The sequence below is a fragment of the Halomicrobium urmianum genome, from assembly GCF_020217425.1.
Classification (GTDB): domain Archaea; phylum Halobacteriota; class Halobacteria; order Halobacteriales; family Haloarculaceae; genus Halomicrobium; species Halomicrobium urmianum.
Genome location: NZ_CP084090.1, coordinates 2451383 through 2467890, shown reverse-complemented (window position 1 = coordinate 2467890; position 16508 = coordinate 2451383). Strand labels below are relative to the sequence as shown.

Sequence of the window (16508 nt, the reverse complement as noted above, 5' to 3'; positions counted from 1 at the left end):
CAGGCCGACCAGTCCGGCCTTCAGGAACGCCCGCCGCCCCGTGCGGTGTGGCGTCCCCCCGCCGTTCGTCTCCGATTCCCCCGTTCGCGATCTGTCTCCGGTCTCGCGCGTCATTGTCCTCGCCGAGCGCACGGCCGACCCCCGACCCCAGTGCCCGGTCTCTAGAGGATGGTTCTGTCCAAATGTAGGTAAAATTATCCGCGCACACCTCTGGTGGAGTGCGTCAGACGGAAACTGCTCGTCCGCCGTTGTGACGAACGGGGCTGCTCAGCGCTCGGCCGTCGCCGCCGCGTCGGCCGCCCCCTCGACGGTCTCGCGGACGGCGTTGACGCCCTCGTCGTGGACGAGGTCACCGACCACGACGACGTCCGAGACCTCGCCCATCTGGCGGGCGGACTCGTAGTCGCGGATGCCGCCGCCGTAGAACAGGGTCGACTCCTCCAGCGCCTCGTGGGCGGCCCGGACCTTCTCGGGGTCGCCCAGCGTACCCGAGTACTCGACGTAGACGATCTCCTGGCCCAGCATCTGCTCGGCCATCTCGGCGTAGGCCGCCACGTCGTCGGCGTCCTGATCGGTGTCGGCCTGGGTCAGCTGGGCGGCGCTGCAGTCGGGGTTGAGGATGACGTACGCCTCCGTCGTCGTCCGGTCCCAGTCGACGTCGCTGGTCTTGACCCACTCCTTGTGGAAGCCCGTCGTCCAGGCGAGGTCGCCGGCGTTGAGGACGGTCGGGACGAGGTAGCCGTCCACGGCCTCGTCCTCCACGACGACCGAGGGGTTGGACGGTTCCTGGTACAGCGGGACGTCGTACTTCGCGCAGGCGTCGATCACCCGCTCCATCTTCTCGCTGGTGACGTCCAGCGTCCCGCCGATCTCCAGCGCGTCCGTCCCGGTCTCGCAGACGTCCTCGAACGTCTCGCCCTCGACCAGGCTCTTGTCCGGGTCGATCTTCACGACGTGATCCCAGTCCGCCCACGTGCTCATAACGGAGTGACTCTGGCGGGGGCGTATAACCGCTTCGGAAGGGTAGCCAAGCACTTGCAGCGCGATTGCGGTCCGGCCGGAGTTCAGACGAACGCTTATGCGGCCGCGTATTGACGCGTGCGCTATGCAGGCAGCCGCGATGCACGATCACCTCCAGGACCGGATCTACGAGGTGTCGCCGGACCAGTTCGAAGTTCTCTGCAAGATGGTTCTGGTTCGTCGTCTGGACACGGAGTCTCTGGAGGTCACCGCGTTCCGGCAAGACGAGGGGATCGACATCGAGGGGATTATCGATGAGGGAATTATCCGAGCGTGGCTCGGTGTGCAGGTCAAGCAATATTCGGAGGGAAACACCGTTGGACTCGGTTCGCTACAGAGATTTCGAGGGGCTCTCGCACGCGGCGACCACCAAATTGGCACGTACATCACGTCGAGTTCTTTTACCGGCCCAGCGGTTGAGGAGGCCGATGACGCTCAACTTTGTCTCGTAGATGGCGGAACGCTCGCTGGGATCATGGTGGACAGCGGTATCGGGATCACGGAGACGAGTGCCGGCCTGGAAACAGCGCCGGAATTCTGGCAGGCGTTCGAGAAACCAGAACAGGAGGACGTGGTCCCGTCTAACGAAGTCCCGCTAGCCAATAGCTTCGAGACGCTCCGGCTCTTCCTTCGGGCTATCGATGCCACGGACGGGTCGAAAGAGAAGATCACGTCCTACGTCAATACTGAACTCGGCGAATCGTTCGCTGCCCGTCACGCTGACCTGTACGGCACAGCGGGCTGGCTACTGGGATTTGTTCACAAAGATACACCGAAAATCGTAGACAATCGCGAGGTTCGGCGCTGGGGACTGACGAGAGGCGGCGTCGAGTATCTAGCGCTCCACGACAGTGGGGACGAGACCTCAGCGACGGCACTCCTGGCGGACGCGATTCGAAACGTCGAGATCGTGCAGCGAATTTACGCGGATCTCGGTGAAAACGGCGAACTGGGCTACGACGACGTCCGTGGGATTATGGCTTCGGAGACGACGCTCTCTGAATCGAGTGTCCAGCGTCGGGCGAGTACAGTCGTTCAGTGGCTGACTGTTCTCCCAGATGTCACTGTAGAGCGAGATGGTCGAAGCAAAAAGGTCGTCCGACGCTGAGAGCGTGTAAGAGAACGTTTCTGCTCTTCTGTACTGTCACTTCCAACGGGAACGGCCAGCACGGGTACGTCGGCGCGCCGCCGAACCGTCCCCACGACGCTGGCCCCGTGTTTCAGCTGGTCCAGTCCGGTCCGCCGGTAATTGCCGACCACGACCATGTCGGCGTCGTGGTCGGCGGCGTAGGCGGTGATCTCCTCGCCCGGCCCGCCGTAGCGGAAGTGCCGGACCACGTCGTGGTCGGGTGCCAGCGCCTCGGCCAGCGCGTCGACGGCGGCCTCGCCGCGGCGCTCGGCGCGCTCGACGACCGGGTCGAAGTGGTCCATCTCTGCGGCGGTGTCGACGACGTACAGCGCGTGGACGGTCGCGCCGGGGGCGACGGCGCTGACGGTCTCGCTCAGCACGGCGGCCTCGTCCTCGCTGGCCGCCGCGGCGACCACGCGGTCGACGGCTCCGGTCTGTGCCTGTGCGGATGGGGTCTCTACGGACATGGTGGGAGGTGCCCGCGCGGCCGCGACGACGTTCGACGGCGCGGTCGCGACCGGGCGGTGTCTACTCTACACTACGACCTACCAGAACGCAAATATTTTCGACACCGATATCAATTATAATGGTCGTTGAGCGCCTATACGTCGAGAATTCGGGCGTCGAATCCCTGTCGACCGATGATGGATCCGCCGTTCGGGGTCTCCAGTTCGCACCCTGGCGAGGTCGGGAACTGCGAGAATGATACTCTAGAGTATCATACTCAGAAGTACGATAGCGGGCAACGGTCTGCTCGAACCCGACGGAAGCTCTTTGTCCGGGACGGCGCTTGCAACGGGTATGGCCGGCCGCACGGAACTCACGAGCGTCGAGACGGTCCGCGAGGAGGGGTCGTGGCTGTTCACTGCGACGAACGAGCGCGGCGACGCCGAGGAGGCGCTGCTGGTGCCCTGCGAGGACGGCGTCGAGGCGTGGCTCAACCGCTGTACCCACCAGAACCAGCGCCTGGATACGGGTCGCGGGGCGGCGATGCGCGACGGCAAGATCATCTGCCCCCGCCACGGGTCCCTGTTCGACGGCTGCTCGGGTTACTGCGACAACGGTCCGGCCGCGGACACCACCCTGCCCGACGTCGACATCGAGACGGACGAAGGGACCGTCTACCTCGTCGACGGCGACTACGACTTCCTGCACGAGGGCGAGCGCGAGGCGGGCGACGACGAGGACGACGGCCCGAGCTCTACCTCACACATCGGGTTCTAGGAACAACTGATGCTGTCACCACCACTGGTTCTCAACTGAAGATGTGCCGGAGTGGCAACAGACGTCCCCGGAAAAGAGTTCAGCTCAGTCGGCGAGTTCCGCCTGCCAGTCCTCGATCTGGTCGGCGCTGACGCCCTGGACGTTGGCGGCGACGTCGCCGGGGTCGACCTCGGTCAGGTCCTCGGGGTCCTCGACGCCGACGGCTTCGAGTTTCTCGGCGGTGGCGGAGCCGATGCCGGAGAGGTCCTCGAGGTCGTCGACGGCGTTGCGGGCCTGATACTCGGCGTAGTTGCAGATGGGACAGCCCAGTTCCCACGGGTCGTCGTCGTCCTCCTCGTCGTGGATCTCCAGCGCGGGCAGGTCGTGCTCGTCGCAGACCTCGTCGGTGACGACGACGTCGCCGTTGCGCGGGAGCGGCAGCGAGTAGTCGCAGTCGGGGTAGCGCGTACAGCCGACCAGTCGGGAGCCCGAGCGGAGGCGCTTGATGGCGAGTTCCCCGCCGTGCTCTTCACCGCATTCGGGACAGGTCCCGATCACCTCGTCGTCGGTCTCGTCGGCCTTCTCGGCCTCGCAGCGTGGGCAGCCGTGGACGAAGGTGTCCCGGCCGGCGAGCATCTTGACGTGGTGCATGTCGTGCTCGTCGCAGACCTCGTCCAGCACGAGGGGCTCGCCGGTCGAGGGCAGCGGGAGCGTGTACCGGCAGTCCGGGAAGCCGTCGCAGCCGACGAAATAGGAGCCGTGGCGGGAGCTGCGTACGAGGAGGTCCTCGCCGCAGTCGGGGCAGGGGCCGAGGGTCTTGTCGGCCTTCAGCGACTCCTGGAGGAAGTCGCCGATCTCCTCGCGGGAGGCCCGCAGCTCCTCGAACACCCGCTCTAACATCTCGCGGGACTCGTCGGTGACCTCGTCGAGGGTCTCCTCGCCCTCGGCGATGGCGGTCATGTCCCGCTCCAGCTGGGCGGTCATCTCCTCGCTGACGACGCGATCGGCGTACTCCTCGGCGGCCTCGACGACGGCGTCGGCCAGCGCGGTCGGCCGGGGCGGGTCGCCCTCGATGTACCCGCGGTCGTAGAGCTTCTCGATGGTGTTGTGGCGGGTCGCCTTCGTCCCCAGCCCCATCTCCTCCATCTTGCGGATGAGTCGCGACTGGCCGTACCGGCGCGGCGGCTGGGTCTGCTTGGCCTCGAGTTCGACGTCGCTCATGGCGAGGTCCTCGCCCTCCTCGACCTCGGGGACGAACGTCTCGTCCGCGCTGGAGTAGGGGTAGACGGCGTGGTACCCCTCCTCGAGGAGGCGCTTGCCGTTGGCCTTCATCGTCCGGCCCTCGGCCTCCGCGACGACGCGCAGGTGCGCCCAAGTCGCGGGCTCGGCCACGGTCGCGAAGAACCGCCGCACCACGAGTTCGAACACCTCCGCGGCGTCCTCGTCCAGTTCGTTGCTGGAGGGAAGTTCGCCGGTCGGGTGGATCGGCGGGTGGTCGGTCGTCTCCTCGTCGCCCTCGGTGGGGACGACCTCCTCCTGCTCCAGCAGCGCCTCGGCGTCGTCGCCGAACTGGCGGCTGCCGACGAACGAGTCCAGCAGCGCCTCGGGGTCGAGGTCCTCCGGGTAGACGGTGTTGTCGGTCCGCGGGTAGGTGATGTAGCCGGCGGTGTACAGCTCCTCGGCCAGCGACATGGCGCGCTGGGCGGAGTAGCCCAGCGACCCCGCGGCGGAGATGAAGGCCGTGGTGTTGAACGGCTCCGGCGGCGCGTCGGTGCGGGTCCGCCGGCGGACGGAGGTGACGGTCGCTCTGTCGGCGCTCCGCAGGTCCTCGAAGGCCGCGTCGGCGGCGTCCTCGTCCCAGACGCGCTCGGCCTCGCTGCCGTCGTCGTCGTAGAAGTACTGGGCCTCGAAGGCCGTTCCGTCCTTGGTCAGGTCCGCGAAGATCTCCCAGTAGTCGTCGGGCTCGAACGCCTGGATCTCCCGCTCGCGGTCGACGATGAGCTTCAGCGTCGGCGACTGCACCCGGCCGACGGAGATGAAGTCGTCGCCCAGTTGCCGCGCCGACAGCGAGAGAAAGCGCGTGAGCGCGGCGCCCCACACCAGGTCGATCGTCTGGCGGGCCTCGCCGGCCGCCGCGAGGTCGAAGTCGATCTCGTCGGGGTCGGCGAAGGCCTCCCGCACCTCGCGCTCGGTGATCGAGGAGAACCGCACCCGATCCACGGGCGCGTCGGTCTCCTCGCGGACCAGCTCGTAGGCCTCCTTGCCGATGAGCTCGCCCTCGCGGTCGTAGTCGGTCGCGATGGTGACCGACTCCGCCTTGCGCGCCTGCTCGCGCAGCGTCGCGACGATGTTCTCCTGGGTCGGCTCCTTGGTCACGTCGGCGTCGACCAGTTCCACCGGCTCGACGTCCCGCCAGTTGGCGTACTCCGGCGGGAAGTCGACGCCGACGACGTGGCCCGACAGGCCGACGCAGCGCTTGCCGCCCCAGCGGTAGACGTTGACGCCGTTGCGTCGCTCGGCCTCCGCGGTCCCCTCGCTGAGGATCTCGGCGATGCGCCGGGCCGCGTTCTCCTTCTCGGTGATGATCAGTTCCACGGCTCATCACCCGTCCGTTCGGTCATCACCCCCAGATAGGTCCGACTCGCTCCTAAAGCCTTTCGGCGCGAAATCGGCGGATAGCGCGGGTGTGCGGACGCTCGCGGGCACTTGCGGGCGGGCGCGTTCGCTCGTGTGCGCGGGCGTGCGGTGGGCCACTAGGATTCCCGGCTTTTCCCTCCCTCTCTCACGGTCGGATGCGCTGCAGGCGCGACGGCGGTGAGGACACCGAAATCTCCCGGGAGACGCGAGCACCGCGACGGAGTGAGTAGCGTCGTTCGAGCGAACTCCGCTCTCGCAGTCGCGAAAACGAAGGGTTTGGCGCTGTTAGACTCCTCGATCGATGGAGGGGTTCACCAGCCGTGCTGGACAGCGGGTGCCCGTCCCGCACGACCGTTCCGGTAGACTGCAGTTGACTCTCGTCCTCCGGGCGAGCGGCTCAACTGGAGGGTTTGCCGACGGGTTCGACACGGACACTCGCTCACAACGGACACGCTACCGAGTATTCGGAGAGCGTACTGCCGTGGTGGGGAGGAGCGGAATATCGATCACCGCCCACCGCGGCCAGTCAGCGTCAATCCCTCCGTGGAAAGACCAGAATACGGCCCCGGGAACGGTTCATAACAATGTGACTCCGGGCAGCCTAACGTAGATCGAAGCAGTGGGACGAGGCCACAACACGGGATCGATAACATGGATCGACTGACACGCCGACAGACGCTCCGGAGAGGCGGAATCGCAGCACTCGCGCTCGGCGGACCACCGGTGACGCGGACAGTCGCCGCCGATCGGGAGTCCAAAAAGAGTCAGGACGCCGGTACGGATACCGAAGTGGCATCGATCGCAGAAGACGCGTACCGCTACGGCCTCCAGCAGGTCATCTTCTACGAGACCCGCTTCAACTTCACGCAGAACGAGGACAGCGACGACTTCGCGGGCGTCAATCGGTTCCACCGTCCCAACGAGGGCCGACCGATAACGGCCGACTTCACGGCTATCGTCACCCCGAACGCCACCACCCTGTACGGTGCGGGGTTCCTCGACCTCCAGGACGAACCCGTCGTCATCGAGATGCCCGAGGTCACCGACCGGTACTTCTCCCTGCAGTTGATGAATCAGTACGGCATCTTTCCCCTCTACGCCGGGAACCAGTTCAACGGCACCGACGCGCGGTCGTACCTGATACTACCGGACGGCTACGACGGCGAGATTCCGAGCGAGTTCCCTGCGACCGACGTCGCTCAGGCAGAGACGAAGAGTCTGTTCATCATCGTCCGGTACGCGCTAAAAGATCAAACGGACGAATCCGAAATAGCTCACATCAACGACCTCCACGAGCAGACCACTATCACCCCGCTCAGCCAGTGGCTCGAAAACGGCTACTCTGGGGTCCCTCGGTCGGAGAGGCCGGTCGCCGCCGGCGACTACGAGACATTCCCGCGGATGGAGGAACTCACGACCAGGCAGGTCGAAACCCAGACCGCAGCGGACTTCTTCACCCTGCTTGACCTCGTCCTGAACGACCCGAGCCTGTCGCTCATCGACGATTCTCGCAAGGAGGCCGCGATGCTCGACCGGTTGGAACGGGTCGGCATCGGCCCTGGAATGGAGTTCGACTGGTCTAGCCTCGATACCGACGTGCAAGAGGCGCTGACCACCGGATTCGAGAGCGGGTTCGAGCGCGTAAGAGGCGCTGCTCAGGAGAGCCTGATCGACATGAACGGCTGGCAGATCTTTGCGCCGACGGGGGACTTCAGGACCGACTGGCTGAAGCGGGCCATCCTGGCCGACTTCGGCTATGCGGGCCCCGACTCGCCCAGCTCCCACGTCGGCGCGCTCCGATTCACCGACGCGAACGGCGAGCAACTCGACGGGTCGGAGCGATACACCATCACGTTCGACCTCGACGACCTCCCGCCGGTCACCGAGTTCTGGTCGATTCCCATCTACGACGCGCAGGGCTACTTCGTCGACAACGAACTTGACCGCTACACCATCAACAGCTACATGCTCGAATCGGGCCAGTTGCACACTGAAAGCGGCGAACTCGTCATCTACGTCCAGCACGAGCGACCGGCCGCTCCCGAGCAGATGAGGAACTGGCTGCCGGCCCCCGAAGGGGGCATGCGCTTCGCAGCCCGGTTCTACGGCCCCCGCTGGTCGTTGGTCGACGGCTCCTACGATATGCCGGAGGTCACCCCCGTGGAGGAGTGATGAGTGCAACCATCGTCTTCAACCGGAGAGGTGGCCTGCTGCATCCTCGGCATGCCGCAGGTTCGTGCGAACAGATTCCAATCAAAGAGATAATCGATAGTCATGAGCGACGATACACACGATACGACAGCTGAATCCAACGCCGAACTGCTACGGGCGACCCGCCGAACCGCGCTTCGCGGGGCGGGCCTCGCAGGATTACTTGCACTCGGTGTTGGCAGCGTCACTGCCAGCAAGGACTCCCCGGAGACGACCACCAGAGTGAAACCGGGACGATAGACGATGACGAGTCGATTCCGGTGACGTGGGAGAACGTCGTTCGCGCCCAGACGGACACCTACTTCGAGTCACATGTCGAAAGCGATGGACTAGGCGCGTTCGAGCACTACCGTGATTTCCCACCCGCCGAGGAGCAACAAACCCAACCCAAGGCCCCGATTGCTGACGCGCTGTATTCGTGGGGTATATTCGACCTCACCGAACCGCTCACCATCACGAAACCAGACACCGGTGACCGATACTAGTCGATCGTTCTCACCAACCAAGACCAGTACGTGAAGGGAGTTCTCTACGATTCTGGCGAGTACACGTTGACGCAGGACGAGGTCGGAACCCGGTACGTCAGTGCCCTCATGCGTACGTTCGTGGACCGTAGCGATCCAGACGATATGGAGGAGGCCCATCGACTACAGGACGCGACGACGGTAAGCCAACAATCGTCAGGAACGTTCGAGGTTCCCAACTGGGACCGAGAATCGCTCGGAGAACTCCGCGAAGCGCTCGTCACAGTCGGGGAAACGATGGATGACTTGGCAGGCGTCTACGGCGACGTCGACGAAGTCGACCCCGTCAAGCATTACGTCGGCTCCGTGGCGTTTGGACCGGGTGGAATTCCGGAACCGTCGGAGGCGTTGCTCGTGATGCGCTATCCCGAACAGAACGACGGTGAAACGCCGTACACGCTCACCATCGACGATCCGAACAGCGTCCCCGTCGACGGGTTCTGGCCGGTCACCGTCTACAATAGCGACTGGTTACTCGAGCCGAACGAGTACGAGGCGTACTCGATCAGCAACGTGACCGCCGAGCGGGACGACGACGGCAGCGTCACCATCCACTTCGGCGGCGACACCGACCAGCCGAACTTCATCTACACGCCGGAGGACTGGCAGTACATCGTCCGACTCTACCGGCCACGCGAGCCGGTTCTCGACGGGCGCTATCAGTTCCCCGAAGCCCGGCCGGTGGAGTGAGGCAAACGCACGGATGTCGGTCCCGGCGCTTCAGGCGACTGGATCGCCGCGACGTCGGCCTTCGACTCGTCTGCCCGCTGCTGCCGACGGCCGTGTGCCGAACGTCTCCGCTGCTGTCTGTGTGGTCGCGAGAGCGCTTCGACGCACTCATACGTGCTCCGTCGTATTCTCGGCGTATGGACGACCGCACCGTCCGCTGGCTCCGAGGGGCCGCCGCGGCGCTGGTCTTCGCCACCGCGGCCTACCACCTCTGGTGGGGGTTCCCGCGCATGCTGGTCTACCTGCAGGCGACGGCCGCGCTGGCCGGGCAGGGCATCCCGCCGGATCCCCGGCCGTTCCTGTTCGTCGCGTTCGCCGTCGCGGTGCTGGCCGGCCCGTACCTCGTCACGAGGGACGTGGTCTCCCTGCGTCGGGCCTACCAGGCCGGCCTCGCGCTGATGATACTGTCCTTCCTCGCCTGGGTCGTCTGGCACGAGACGGGCCACGGGGCGCTGTTCGCCGACCTCCCGGCCCCCGAGACGGACTCGGGTCACAGCCACGGCGGGTCCGTGCTGTACACTATCTACGATCACTACGTGACCGAACCGATCGAGGGGGTCATCAAGACGGTCGAACTGACCGCCGTGGCGGTGTTCGCGGTCCTGCTCAGCGCAGACCCGGACGCGCGAGAGCGGACGGCTGAGTAGGGCACCGCCGAAGACGGTATTAGAACCGCCCGCCCAACCCCGGGCATGGACGCTGCCGACCTGCGCCGAGGCGTTCGCGACGTCGCCCCGCTGTTGCTCGGGATGATCCCCTTCGGCTTCGTCGTCGGGATCGCCGCCGCGAACGCCGGCCTGGACCTCGTGCAGGCCGTCGGCATGTCCGCCGTCGTCTTCGCGGGCGCATCGCAACTGGCCGCGCTGGACCTGCTGGCGTCGGACGCTCCGCTCGCCGTGGTCGTCGTGACGGCGGGGGTCGTCAACCTGCGGATGCTGATGTACTCGGCCTCGATCGCCACCTACTTCCGGGCGTTCTCGATGCGGTGGCGGGCCGGTCTCGCCTTCCTCCTCACCGATCCCGCCTACGCGCTCTCGATCGCCGCGTTTCGGACCGACGAGTCGATCGACCGGCGCGCTTACTACCTCGGGGCCGCCGTCACGCTCTGGGTGATCTGGCAGGTGACGACCGTCGCCGGCGTGGTTCTCGGGGCGGAGGTCCCCGACGCGCTCGCCCTCGACTTCACGGTCCCGCTCGTCTTCCTCGCGCTCACGACGTCGGCCGTCGAGGACCGGCCGACCGCCGTCGCGGCCGTCGTAGGCGGGCCGGCCGCTACCGTGAGCGGGGGTCTCCCGCTGGACGTCGGACTACTCGTGGGCGCGTCGCTGGGCGTCGTCGCCGGCGTCGGGACGGAGACGCTGGGAGGTGCCGATGCCGACTAGCTACTCCGATCCCGCCGTCGTGGGCGCGATCGCCGCGATCGCCGCGGTGACGTTCGCCATCCGGTTCTCCTTCATCGCGCTGTTCGGCCGGCTGGACGAGATCCCGCCGCGCGTCCGCCGCGTCCTCCGGTACGTCCCGCCCGCCGTCCTCGCGGCGCTCGTCCTGCCGTCGATCGTCGCCGTCGATCCGGCGTCGGGAACGCTCGCAGTCGACAGACTGTTCGCCGGGGCGCTCGCCGGCGTGGTCGCGTGGCGCACGGAGGACGTCTTCGCGACGATCGCCGTCGGCATGGGGGCGCTCTGGACGGTCCGACTGCTCTTCTTCTGAGCGGGAACCGGACGGGATCGGTACTCCGTCTTCCAGAGCGGCGGGCGATTCCCCGCGGAGAAATCCGGCGAAAACGACTGTCGTGACCGCGGCTACCCTTCGAGTTCCTCGCGCAGCAGGCCGTTGACCTCGCCGGGGTCCGCCGAACCGCCGGTCTTCTGCATGACCTGCCCCACCAGGAAGTTGATGGCGCCGCCCTCGCCGTCGTGGAAGTCCTCGACGGCGTCGGGGTTCTCGTCGATGGCGGCCACGACGGCCTGCTGGACCTCGTCGCCGCTGGTCTTGCCGAGGTCCTCGCGCTCGACGACGTCGTCGGGCGCGTCGCCCTCGTCGAGCATGTCCCGGAGGACGGTCTCGCGGGCGTTCTTGGCCGTGATCTCGTCCTCGGCGACGAGTTCGACGAGGCGGGTCACCTCGTCGAAGCGGTCCGAGACGTCCGTGATCCGCATGTCGCGGTAGTTGAGCTCGCCCAGTAGCTCGTCGGCGACCCAGGTGGCCGCGAGGTCGGCGTCGAAGCGCTCGGCGACGTCCTCGAAGAAGTCGGCGACCTGCTTGGTGCTGGTGAGCTTCGACGCGGCCTCCTCGCTGAGGCCGTACTCCTCGACGAAGCGCTCGCGGCGGGCGTCGGGCAGCTCGGGGATGGCGATCTCCTGCTTCCAGTCGGAGACCTGCAGGGGCGGGAGGTCGGCCTCGCGGAAGTAGCGGTAGTCCTTCTCCTCCTCCTTCGAGCGCATCCCGACGGTGTTGCCGTGGGTCTCGTTGAAGTGGCGGGTCTCCTGCTCGACCTCGCGGCCGGACTGGATCAGCTTCTTCTGCCGGGAGGCCTCGTAGGCGAGCGCGTCCTCCGCGCCCCTGTGGCTGGAGATGTTCTTGACCTCGGTGCGGTTGGCGTCCGCCAGCACGTCCTCGTCGATGCTGCCGTCCTCGTTCACGTCGGCGGCGTCGACCAGCGAGAGGTTCGCGTCGATGCGGAGGCTGCCGTCTCGCGCGGGGTCGAACACGCCGAGGTACTCCAGGACCTCCTCCAGTTTCTCCAGGAAGGCCCGCACCTCGCCGGGGTCGCGGAAGTCCGGCCGGGTGACGACCTCCATCAGGGGCGTGCCGGCGCGGTTGTAGTCGATCAGGGTGTAGTCCGCGCGGTCGATCGAGCAGGTCCTCGATTCGAGCGGCCCGGTGCCCTCGCGGACGTGCTTGATCGAGCCGGGATCCTCTTCCAGATGGGCGCGGCGGATGCCGACGCTGCGGCGCTGCCCCTCGTGGGCGAACTCCAGTTGCCCGTCCTGACAGATCGGCGCGTCGTACTGGGTGATCTGGAAGTTCTTCGGCAGGTCCGGGTAGTAGTAGTTCTTCCGGTGGAAGGTCGTCTCCGCCGGAATGTCGGCGTCGATGGCCTTCCCCACCTTCACCGCGGCCTCGACGGCCGCCTCGTTGACCACCGGGAGGGCGCCGGGCAGGCCCAGGCACACCGGGCAGGTGTTCGTGTTGGGCTCCGCCGCGGACTCCGTCGAGCACCCGCAGAAGATCTTCGTCTCCGTCTCGAGCTGGACGTGGACCTCCAGGCCGATGACCGTCTCGAGGTCCGCGTCCTGCTGGGCTCGCTGGCTCATTGGACCGGGATTCGGGAGCCGCCGGCTAAAGGGTAACGACCCCCGTCGGGGCGTGCTGGCCCTCCCTCCCCGCTGACGGGCGGTCGAGGACGTCGGGCGCTCCCCCGTTCCTTTATTGAGGGACGTATCGATACGACGAGAGAATGGTAGATAACGGGGAACAAGATGTGTCGAGCACGCGACGGGACGTACTGCGAGGGATCGGAGCGACCGGTATCGGGACGCTGCTCGGGAGCGCGCTCCCGGCGAGTGCGAGCGCGGACGCCGGCGAGGTCACCGTGCTGGGCGACTTCGAGTCGGGGCTCGACGGCTGGCGGACGAACGGCGGGGCGACGCTGGAACGCGTCGGCCGGGCATCGCGGCCGACGGCCGTCAGGAGCGGCGAGCGCGCGCTGCAGGTGACGGCGAACGGCGACGTCGTTCCGATGATCGCCAACGAGCGGCGCGTGGCCGACAGCGACCTCGTCGAGTACCCGTACCTCTTCGCGGGGGTCACGCCCGGCCGCGTCGCCGACGCGGGTTCGAGCGTCACTTTCCGGTTCCGACTGCGCTACTCTCGGGAAGGGCGGTCCGGCGGCGGGAGTTCCGACCACGAGAGGCGTACCGGCGGCGACGGACGTGCAGGCGACGGCCGTTCCGGCGGCGACGGGCGTGCTGGCCGTAAACCCGATAGCCGGGACCGCGGCGCGCCCGTCGTGGAGTCGGAGGAGATCACCGTCCCGCCGCACGTCTCCAGCGTGCTCACCTGGGACACGAGCGCCGTCGACGAGGCGAAGCGAGCCAGCGCGAAGCGCCTCGAAATCGTCTGGTATCCCGAGGGGCGGCCGCCGGAGACGAGTCCCCGGGGTCGCGATTCGGGACCCGGCTTCGAGGAGTCGGTCGTGTTCGACGACGTCCACCTCAGCGACGACCGGGAGCGGACCGAAGTCGTCCGGATGGCTGGCCAGTGGGAGTCCCTCAAGCGGTCCCGCGGGCCGTACCGGCGGACGAACGTGATCGACCGGGACGAGCACGGCGAGACGGGCGAGTTCGTGTTCGAGGACGGGTCGACGGTCCCGTACGCGTACGAGACCCACCCCGGTGAGGAGACGCGACAGGTGATCGGCGAGACGGTCTACCGGTTCGGGGGTGAGTGGGCGTGAGCGCGCCCGAATCAGCCGAACGCGAGCGCGGGACCGTGTCCGGATCGGCGACGACGCTGACGCTCATTCCCGGCGACGGCGAGGGCAGTTCCGAGTGGAGCGGCGACGCCTGCACGGACCATCGCGACGGCTGTCCCGAGGGCGAGACCGACGATCTCGACAGCGCCATGCCGGACTACTGGGGGATGGGCCTCGACGCGTGGTTCCTCGGGGACCAGCGGTCGGACCTCCCGACGGACCTCGACGAGGCGCTGGCCGTCACCAAGACGTTCCCCGAGTACCCCGGCGAGGAGTTCAGGGCCTACCGGATGAAGAACCGCCTGGCGGTGTCCTTCAGGTCGAGCGACGGGCGAACGATCGACGACTGGGAGTCCGTCGACGTCGCCCTCGACGAGGAGGAACCGTCCTACGTCTGCGTCGAAGGAGAGACGGAACACGGCGAGGGGAACGCGATGCGGACGCTGATCGAGCGGCCGCCGAGCGACTTCTGGTCCTGGTTCGACGGGCGGGAGAAGGCACGGGCTCACGTGATACGGTACGACGGCGACGTCGTGGAGGACGGGGACGGCTACGCGCCCCGGAGCGAGGACCTGAACCGCGTCTCCGTCGAGAGTCCCGACGGGGAGCGCGTGGAGGGCGTGCGCGTCTCGGCCATCGTGGGCGGACAGGACTCGTACATCAGGAAGCTCAACGAACTGTTCTACCGGGACCCCGTCCGCTTCCAGCGGGAGTTCCCCGACTCCGGGCCCGAGGACGTGCCCTCGTTCGTCCAGACGCCGCCCACGATGTACACGTTCCTCGACCTGATCGTCACGGCCGACGGGGCCGTCGCCGCGCGCGTGTGGGACTCGAGCCCCTATCCGCAGCACTTCCTGTACGTGAACGGGAAGCGGGAACCGGACGGAATGGACAACGGATTCGTCCGCGGCGACGGCCTCGATCTGACGAGGACGGTCGAAGACGGCAACTGGGTCCGCAACCAGAACATGAACCTGGAGCGGTTCGTCCCCTGGGTCAATCAGTCGACGCTGGCGACCGGGCACGAACCGTTCTCGCCGCACTTGCCCGGGGCGTACGAGGAGAACTGGGACGCGGACACCCCCGGGATCACGCCGCAGTCGCATCCGACGATCGCGCACGCCGAGGACGGCGACGCCCTCTCCGCGGAGACCGTCCTCGAGTCGTTCGACTCGCCGCTGTTCCCGTGGTCCGGAACGACCTGACCGGGAACCCGAAACACGATACCGAACCGGGAGCTACGACTCACCGTGACTACGCTGCAACGGGCGCGCGTTCGCTGGTCGCTCGTCGCCGGCACCGCGATGGCAGCGGCGGCGGCGCTGTTCGGACTGCTGCTCCCGGGCGTCGTTCCACCGTTCCTGGCCGTTGCGGCGTTCCTCACCGGGACCGCGGTCTGGTGGGTCGCGACGACCGACGAGGGGAGCACCGTCCGCCGCGGCCTCCTGGCCGGCGGGTTCACGGGGCTGGTGACCCACGTCACGTACTGGTCGCTCTTGCTGCTGTGGGGCGCGCGCCCGTTCCGGGCCTGGGGCCCGCGGTCGTCGGACGTCCTCCAGATCGCCGCCTACTCGGCGGTCGGCATCGCGCTCCTGGGCGCCCTCACGGTCCCCCTCGGAGCGCTTGTGGGCGGGCTGGTCGCGGCCGCGCAGTCGCGGTACGATCCGTCGGACAGCGACGACGAGGGTGACACCGCCAGTTCGTAACACCCGATCCCGTCACCGTCCGTTCGTCCGCCACTGACCCCTTCACTACCAGACGTGTGAGATCGGAGACGGGTATATCAGTGACCGCCGCCAAGCGCGCCCGTGACACTGTCGGAGGTCATCGACGAGATCGGCACCCGGGAGCCCACGCTGACGGTCGTCAACCGCGACGAACCCGAGCCCGTCGTCCGGATGCTGAAGCGGATGGTCGACGCGCCCGACGTGACCGTCCGAGAGGCAGAACCGCCAGAGTGCGGCCCGGCGAACTTCGTGCTCCTGGAAGGCGACGCGGACGAGCAGCGCTTGGCCGTCTCGACTATCGCGGACGTGGGGGACAGCGTCCTGATGGTCAACTCGGACCTGTACGTGACGGGCACCCGGTCGCTCGACGAGGTGGACACGCCCGACGTGCTGGCGGGCCTGCACGGGACGACGTTCACCGTTGCGGGCAAGCAGAAGATGCTGTTGATCGAGCTGTCGCGCCACGTCGAGGCGCTCGCCCACCGGTCGGCCGGGAGCACGATTCACGCGGGGTTCCAGTCCCTCTCGCGGATCGACGACGAGCGGGGGACGCGGCGCGTCTACGAGCGACTGGTCGAGGCGGGCGTCGACGTGCACCTCTACGGCGTTCCGGACGCGGTACCGGATCTACCGGGAGACGCACACGTCCACGCGAACGACGCTGAGGAGATTCGACGCACGTGGTTCGTCGTCAACGCGGACTGCCCGCCCGACGTGAAGGCCGCGCTCGTGGCCGAGGAGAGTGGACCGAACGAGTGGACTGGCGTCTGGATGTTCGATCCGGAGACCGTCGACCGGATCGCCGCCTACCTCGCCGAGACGTATCACCGGTAGCGTCGTCTCTCTCGGCC

The 16508-nt window shown here is 67.2% G+C and carries 16 protein-coding genes; 12 read left to right on the top strand and 4 right to left on the bottom strand.

Annotated elements, in window-relative coordinates; all coding sequences use genetic code 11:
• Nucleotides 1–267 precede the first annotated feature (267 nt).
• Nucleotides 268–981: a phosphoglycerol geranylgeranyltransferase gene (locus tag LCY71_RS12315; protein WP_225333442.1), complete on the bottom strand. Its 714-nt coding sequence runs from the start codon at nucleotides 979–981 to the stop codon at nucleotides 268–270.
• Between the two features lie 124 nt (nucleotides 982–1105).
• Between LCY71_RS12315 and LCY71_RS12310 the strand changes: the two genes are divergently transcribed.
• A complete protein-coding gene (locus LCY71_RS12310; RefSeq protein ID WP_225333441.1) occupies nucleotides 1106–2128 on the top strand; it encodes a restriction endonuclease in 1023 nt (340 codons plus the stop codon).
• Here the strand turns inward: LCY71_RS12310 and LCY71_RS12305 are convergent.
• A complete protein-coding gene (locus LCY71_RS12305; RefSeq protein WP_225333440.1) occupies nucleotides 2056–2616 on the bottom strand; it encodes a universal stress protein in 561 nt (186 codons plus the stop codon). The genes LCY71_RS12310 and LCY71_RS12305 overlap by 73 nt on opposite strands.
• 334 nt (nucleotides 2617–2950) lie before the next feature.
• Here LCY71_RS12305 and LCY71_RS12300 point away from each other — a divergent pair, with 334 nt between their 5' ends.
• Nucleotides 2951–3373 (top strand): Rieske (2Fe-2S) protein, encoded by a 423-nt coding sequence (locus LCY71_RS12300; RefSeq protein ID WP_225333439.1) that lies wholly within the window; start codon nucleotides 2951–2953, stop codon nucleotides 3371–3373.
• Nucleotides 3374–3457: 84 nt separating this feature from the next.
• Here LCY71_RS12300 and LCY71_RS12295 read toward each other — a convergent pair whose 3' ends face one another.
• Entirely contained in the window at nucleotides 3458–5947 is a 2490-nt protein-coding gene (locus LCY71_RS12295; protein ID WP_225333438.1) for a DNA topoisomerase I, read from the bottom strand.
• A 765-nt stretch (nucleotides 5948–6712) separates the two neighbouring features.
• On the opposite strand from LCY71_RS12295, the gene LCY71_RS12290 reads away from it, so the two are divergent.
• The 6 genes from LCY71_RS12290 to LCY71_RS12265 all read left to right on the top strand — a co-directional run bounded on the left by LCY71_RS12290 (nucleotide 6713) and on the right by LCY71_RS12265 (nucleotide 11163).
• Nucleotides 6713–8161: a DUF1254 domain-containing protein gene (locus LCY71_RS12290; protein WP_225333437.1), complete on the top strand. Its 1449-nt coding sequence runs from the start codon at nucleotides 6713–6715 to the stop codon at nucleotides 8159–8161.
• Between the two features lie 299 nt (nucleotides 8162–8460).
• The gene (locus tag LCY71_RS12285) at nucleotides 8461–8685 is read left to right on the top strand and encodes a DUF1254 domain-containing protein (protein WP_225333436.1); all 225 of its coding nucleotides are present in this window, start codon (nucleotides 8461–8463) and stop codon (nucleotides 8683–8685) included.
• Between the two features lie 276 nt (nucleotides 8686–8961).
• A complete protein-coding gene (locus tag LCY71_RS12280; RefSeq protein ID WP_225333435.1) occupies nucleotides 8962–9414 on the top strand; it encodes a DUF1214 domain-containing protein in 453 nt (150 codons plus the stop codon).
• A 176-nt stretch (nucleotides 9415–9590) separates the two neighbouring features.
• Complete coding sequence (locus tag LCY71_RS12275; RefSeq protein ID WP_225333434.1) at nucleotides 9591–10100, top strand: hypothetical protein; 510 nt, start codon at nucleotides 9591–9593, stop codon at nucleotides 10098–10100.
• 45 nt (nucleotides 10101–10145) lie between these two features.
• The gene (locus LCY71_RS12270; RefSeq protein WP_225333433.1) at nucleotides 10146–10835 is read left to right on the top strand and encodes an AzlC family ABC transporter permease; all 690 of its coding nucleotides are present in this window, start codon (nucleotides 10146–10148) and stop codon (nucleotides 10833–10835) included.
• Nucleotides 10825–11163 carry an AzlD domain-containing protein gene (locus LCY71_RS12265; RefSeq protein ID WP_225333432.1) on the top strand — a complete coding sequence of 113 codons (339 nt, stop codon included), beginning with the start codon at nucleotides 10825–10827 and terminating at the stop codon, nucleotides 11161–11163. Before LCY71_RS12270 ends, LCY71_RS12265 begins: the two co-directional genes overlap by 11 nt.
• Before the next feature lie 92 nt (nucleotides 11164–11255).
• Here the strand turns inward: LCY71_RS12265 and gatB are convergent, their stop codons facing one another.
• Nucleotides 11256–12770 (bottom strand): Asp-tRNA(Asn)/Glu-tRNA(Gln) amidotransferase subunit GatB, encoded by a 1515-nt coding sequence (gene gatB, locus LCY71_RS12260; RefSeq protein WP_225333431.1) that lies wholly within the window; start codon nucleotides 12768–12770, stop codon nucleotides 11256–11258.
• A gap of 143 nt (nucleotides 12771–12913) precedes the next feature.
• Between gatB and LCY71_RS12255 the strand changes: the two genes are divergently transcribed.
• From LCY71_RS12255 to LCY71_RS12240, 4 genes are all read left to right on the top strand, one after another.
• Nucleotides 12914–13912, top strand: a complete 999-nt coding sequence (locus LCY71_RS12255) for a hypothetical protein (protein ID WP_225333430.1) — start codon at nucleotides 12914–12916, stop codon at nucleotides 13910–13912.
• Nucleotides 13909–15135: a hypothetical protein gene (locus LCY71_RS12250; RefSeq protein WP_225333429.1), complete on the top strand. Its 1227-nt coding sequence runs from the start codon at nucleotides 13909–13911 to the stop codon at nucleotides 15133–15135. The genes LCY71_RS12255 and LCY71_RS12250 overlap by 4 nt, the downstream gene beginning before the upstream one ends.
• A 45-nt stretch (nucleotides 15136–15180) precedes the next feature.
• A complete protein-coding gene (locus tag LCY71_RS12245) occupies nucleotides 15181–15636 on the top strand; it encodes a hypothetical protein (RefSeq protein WP_225333428.1) in 456 nt (151 codons plus the stop codon).
• A 102-nt stretch (nucleotides 15637–15738) separates the two neighbouring features.
• Nucleotides 15739–16491, top strand: a complete 753-nt coding sequence (locus LCY71_RS12240) for a DICT sensory domain-containing protein (protein ID WP_225333427.1) — start codon at nucleotides 15739–15741, stop codon at nucleotides 16489–16491.
• Nucleotides 16492–16508 lie beyond the last annotated feature (17 nt).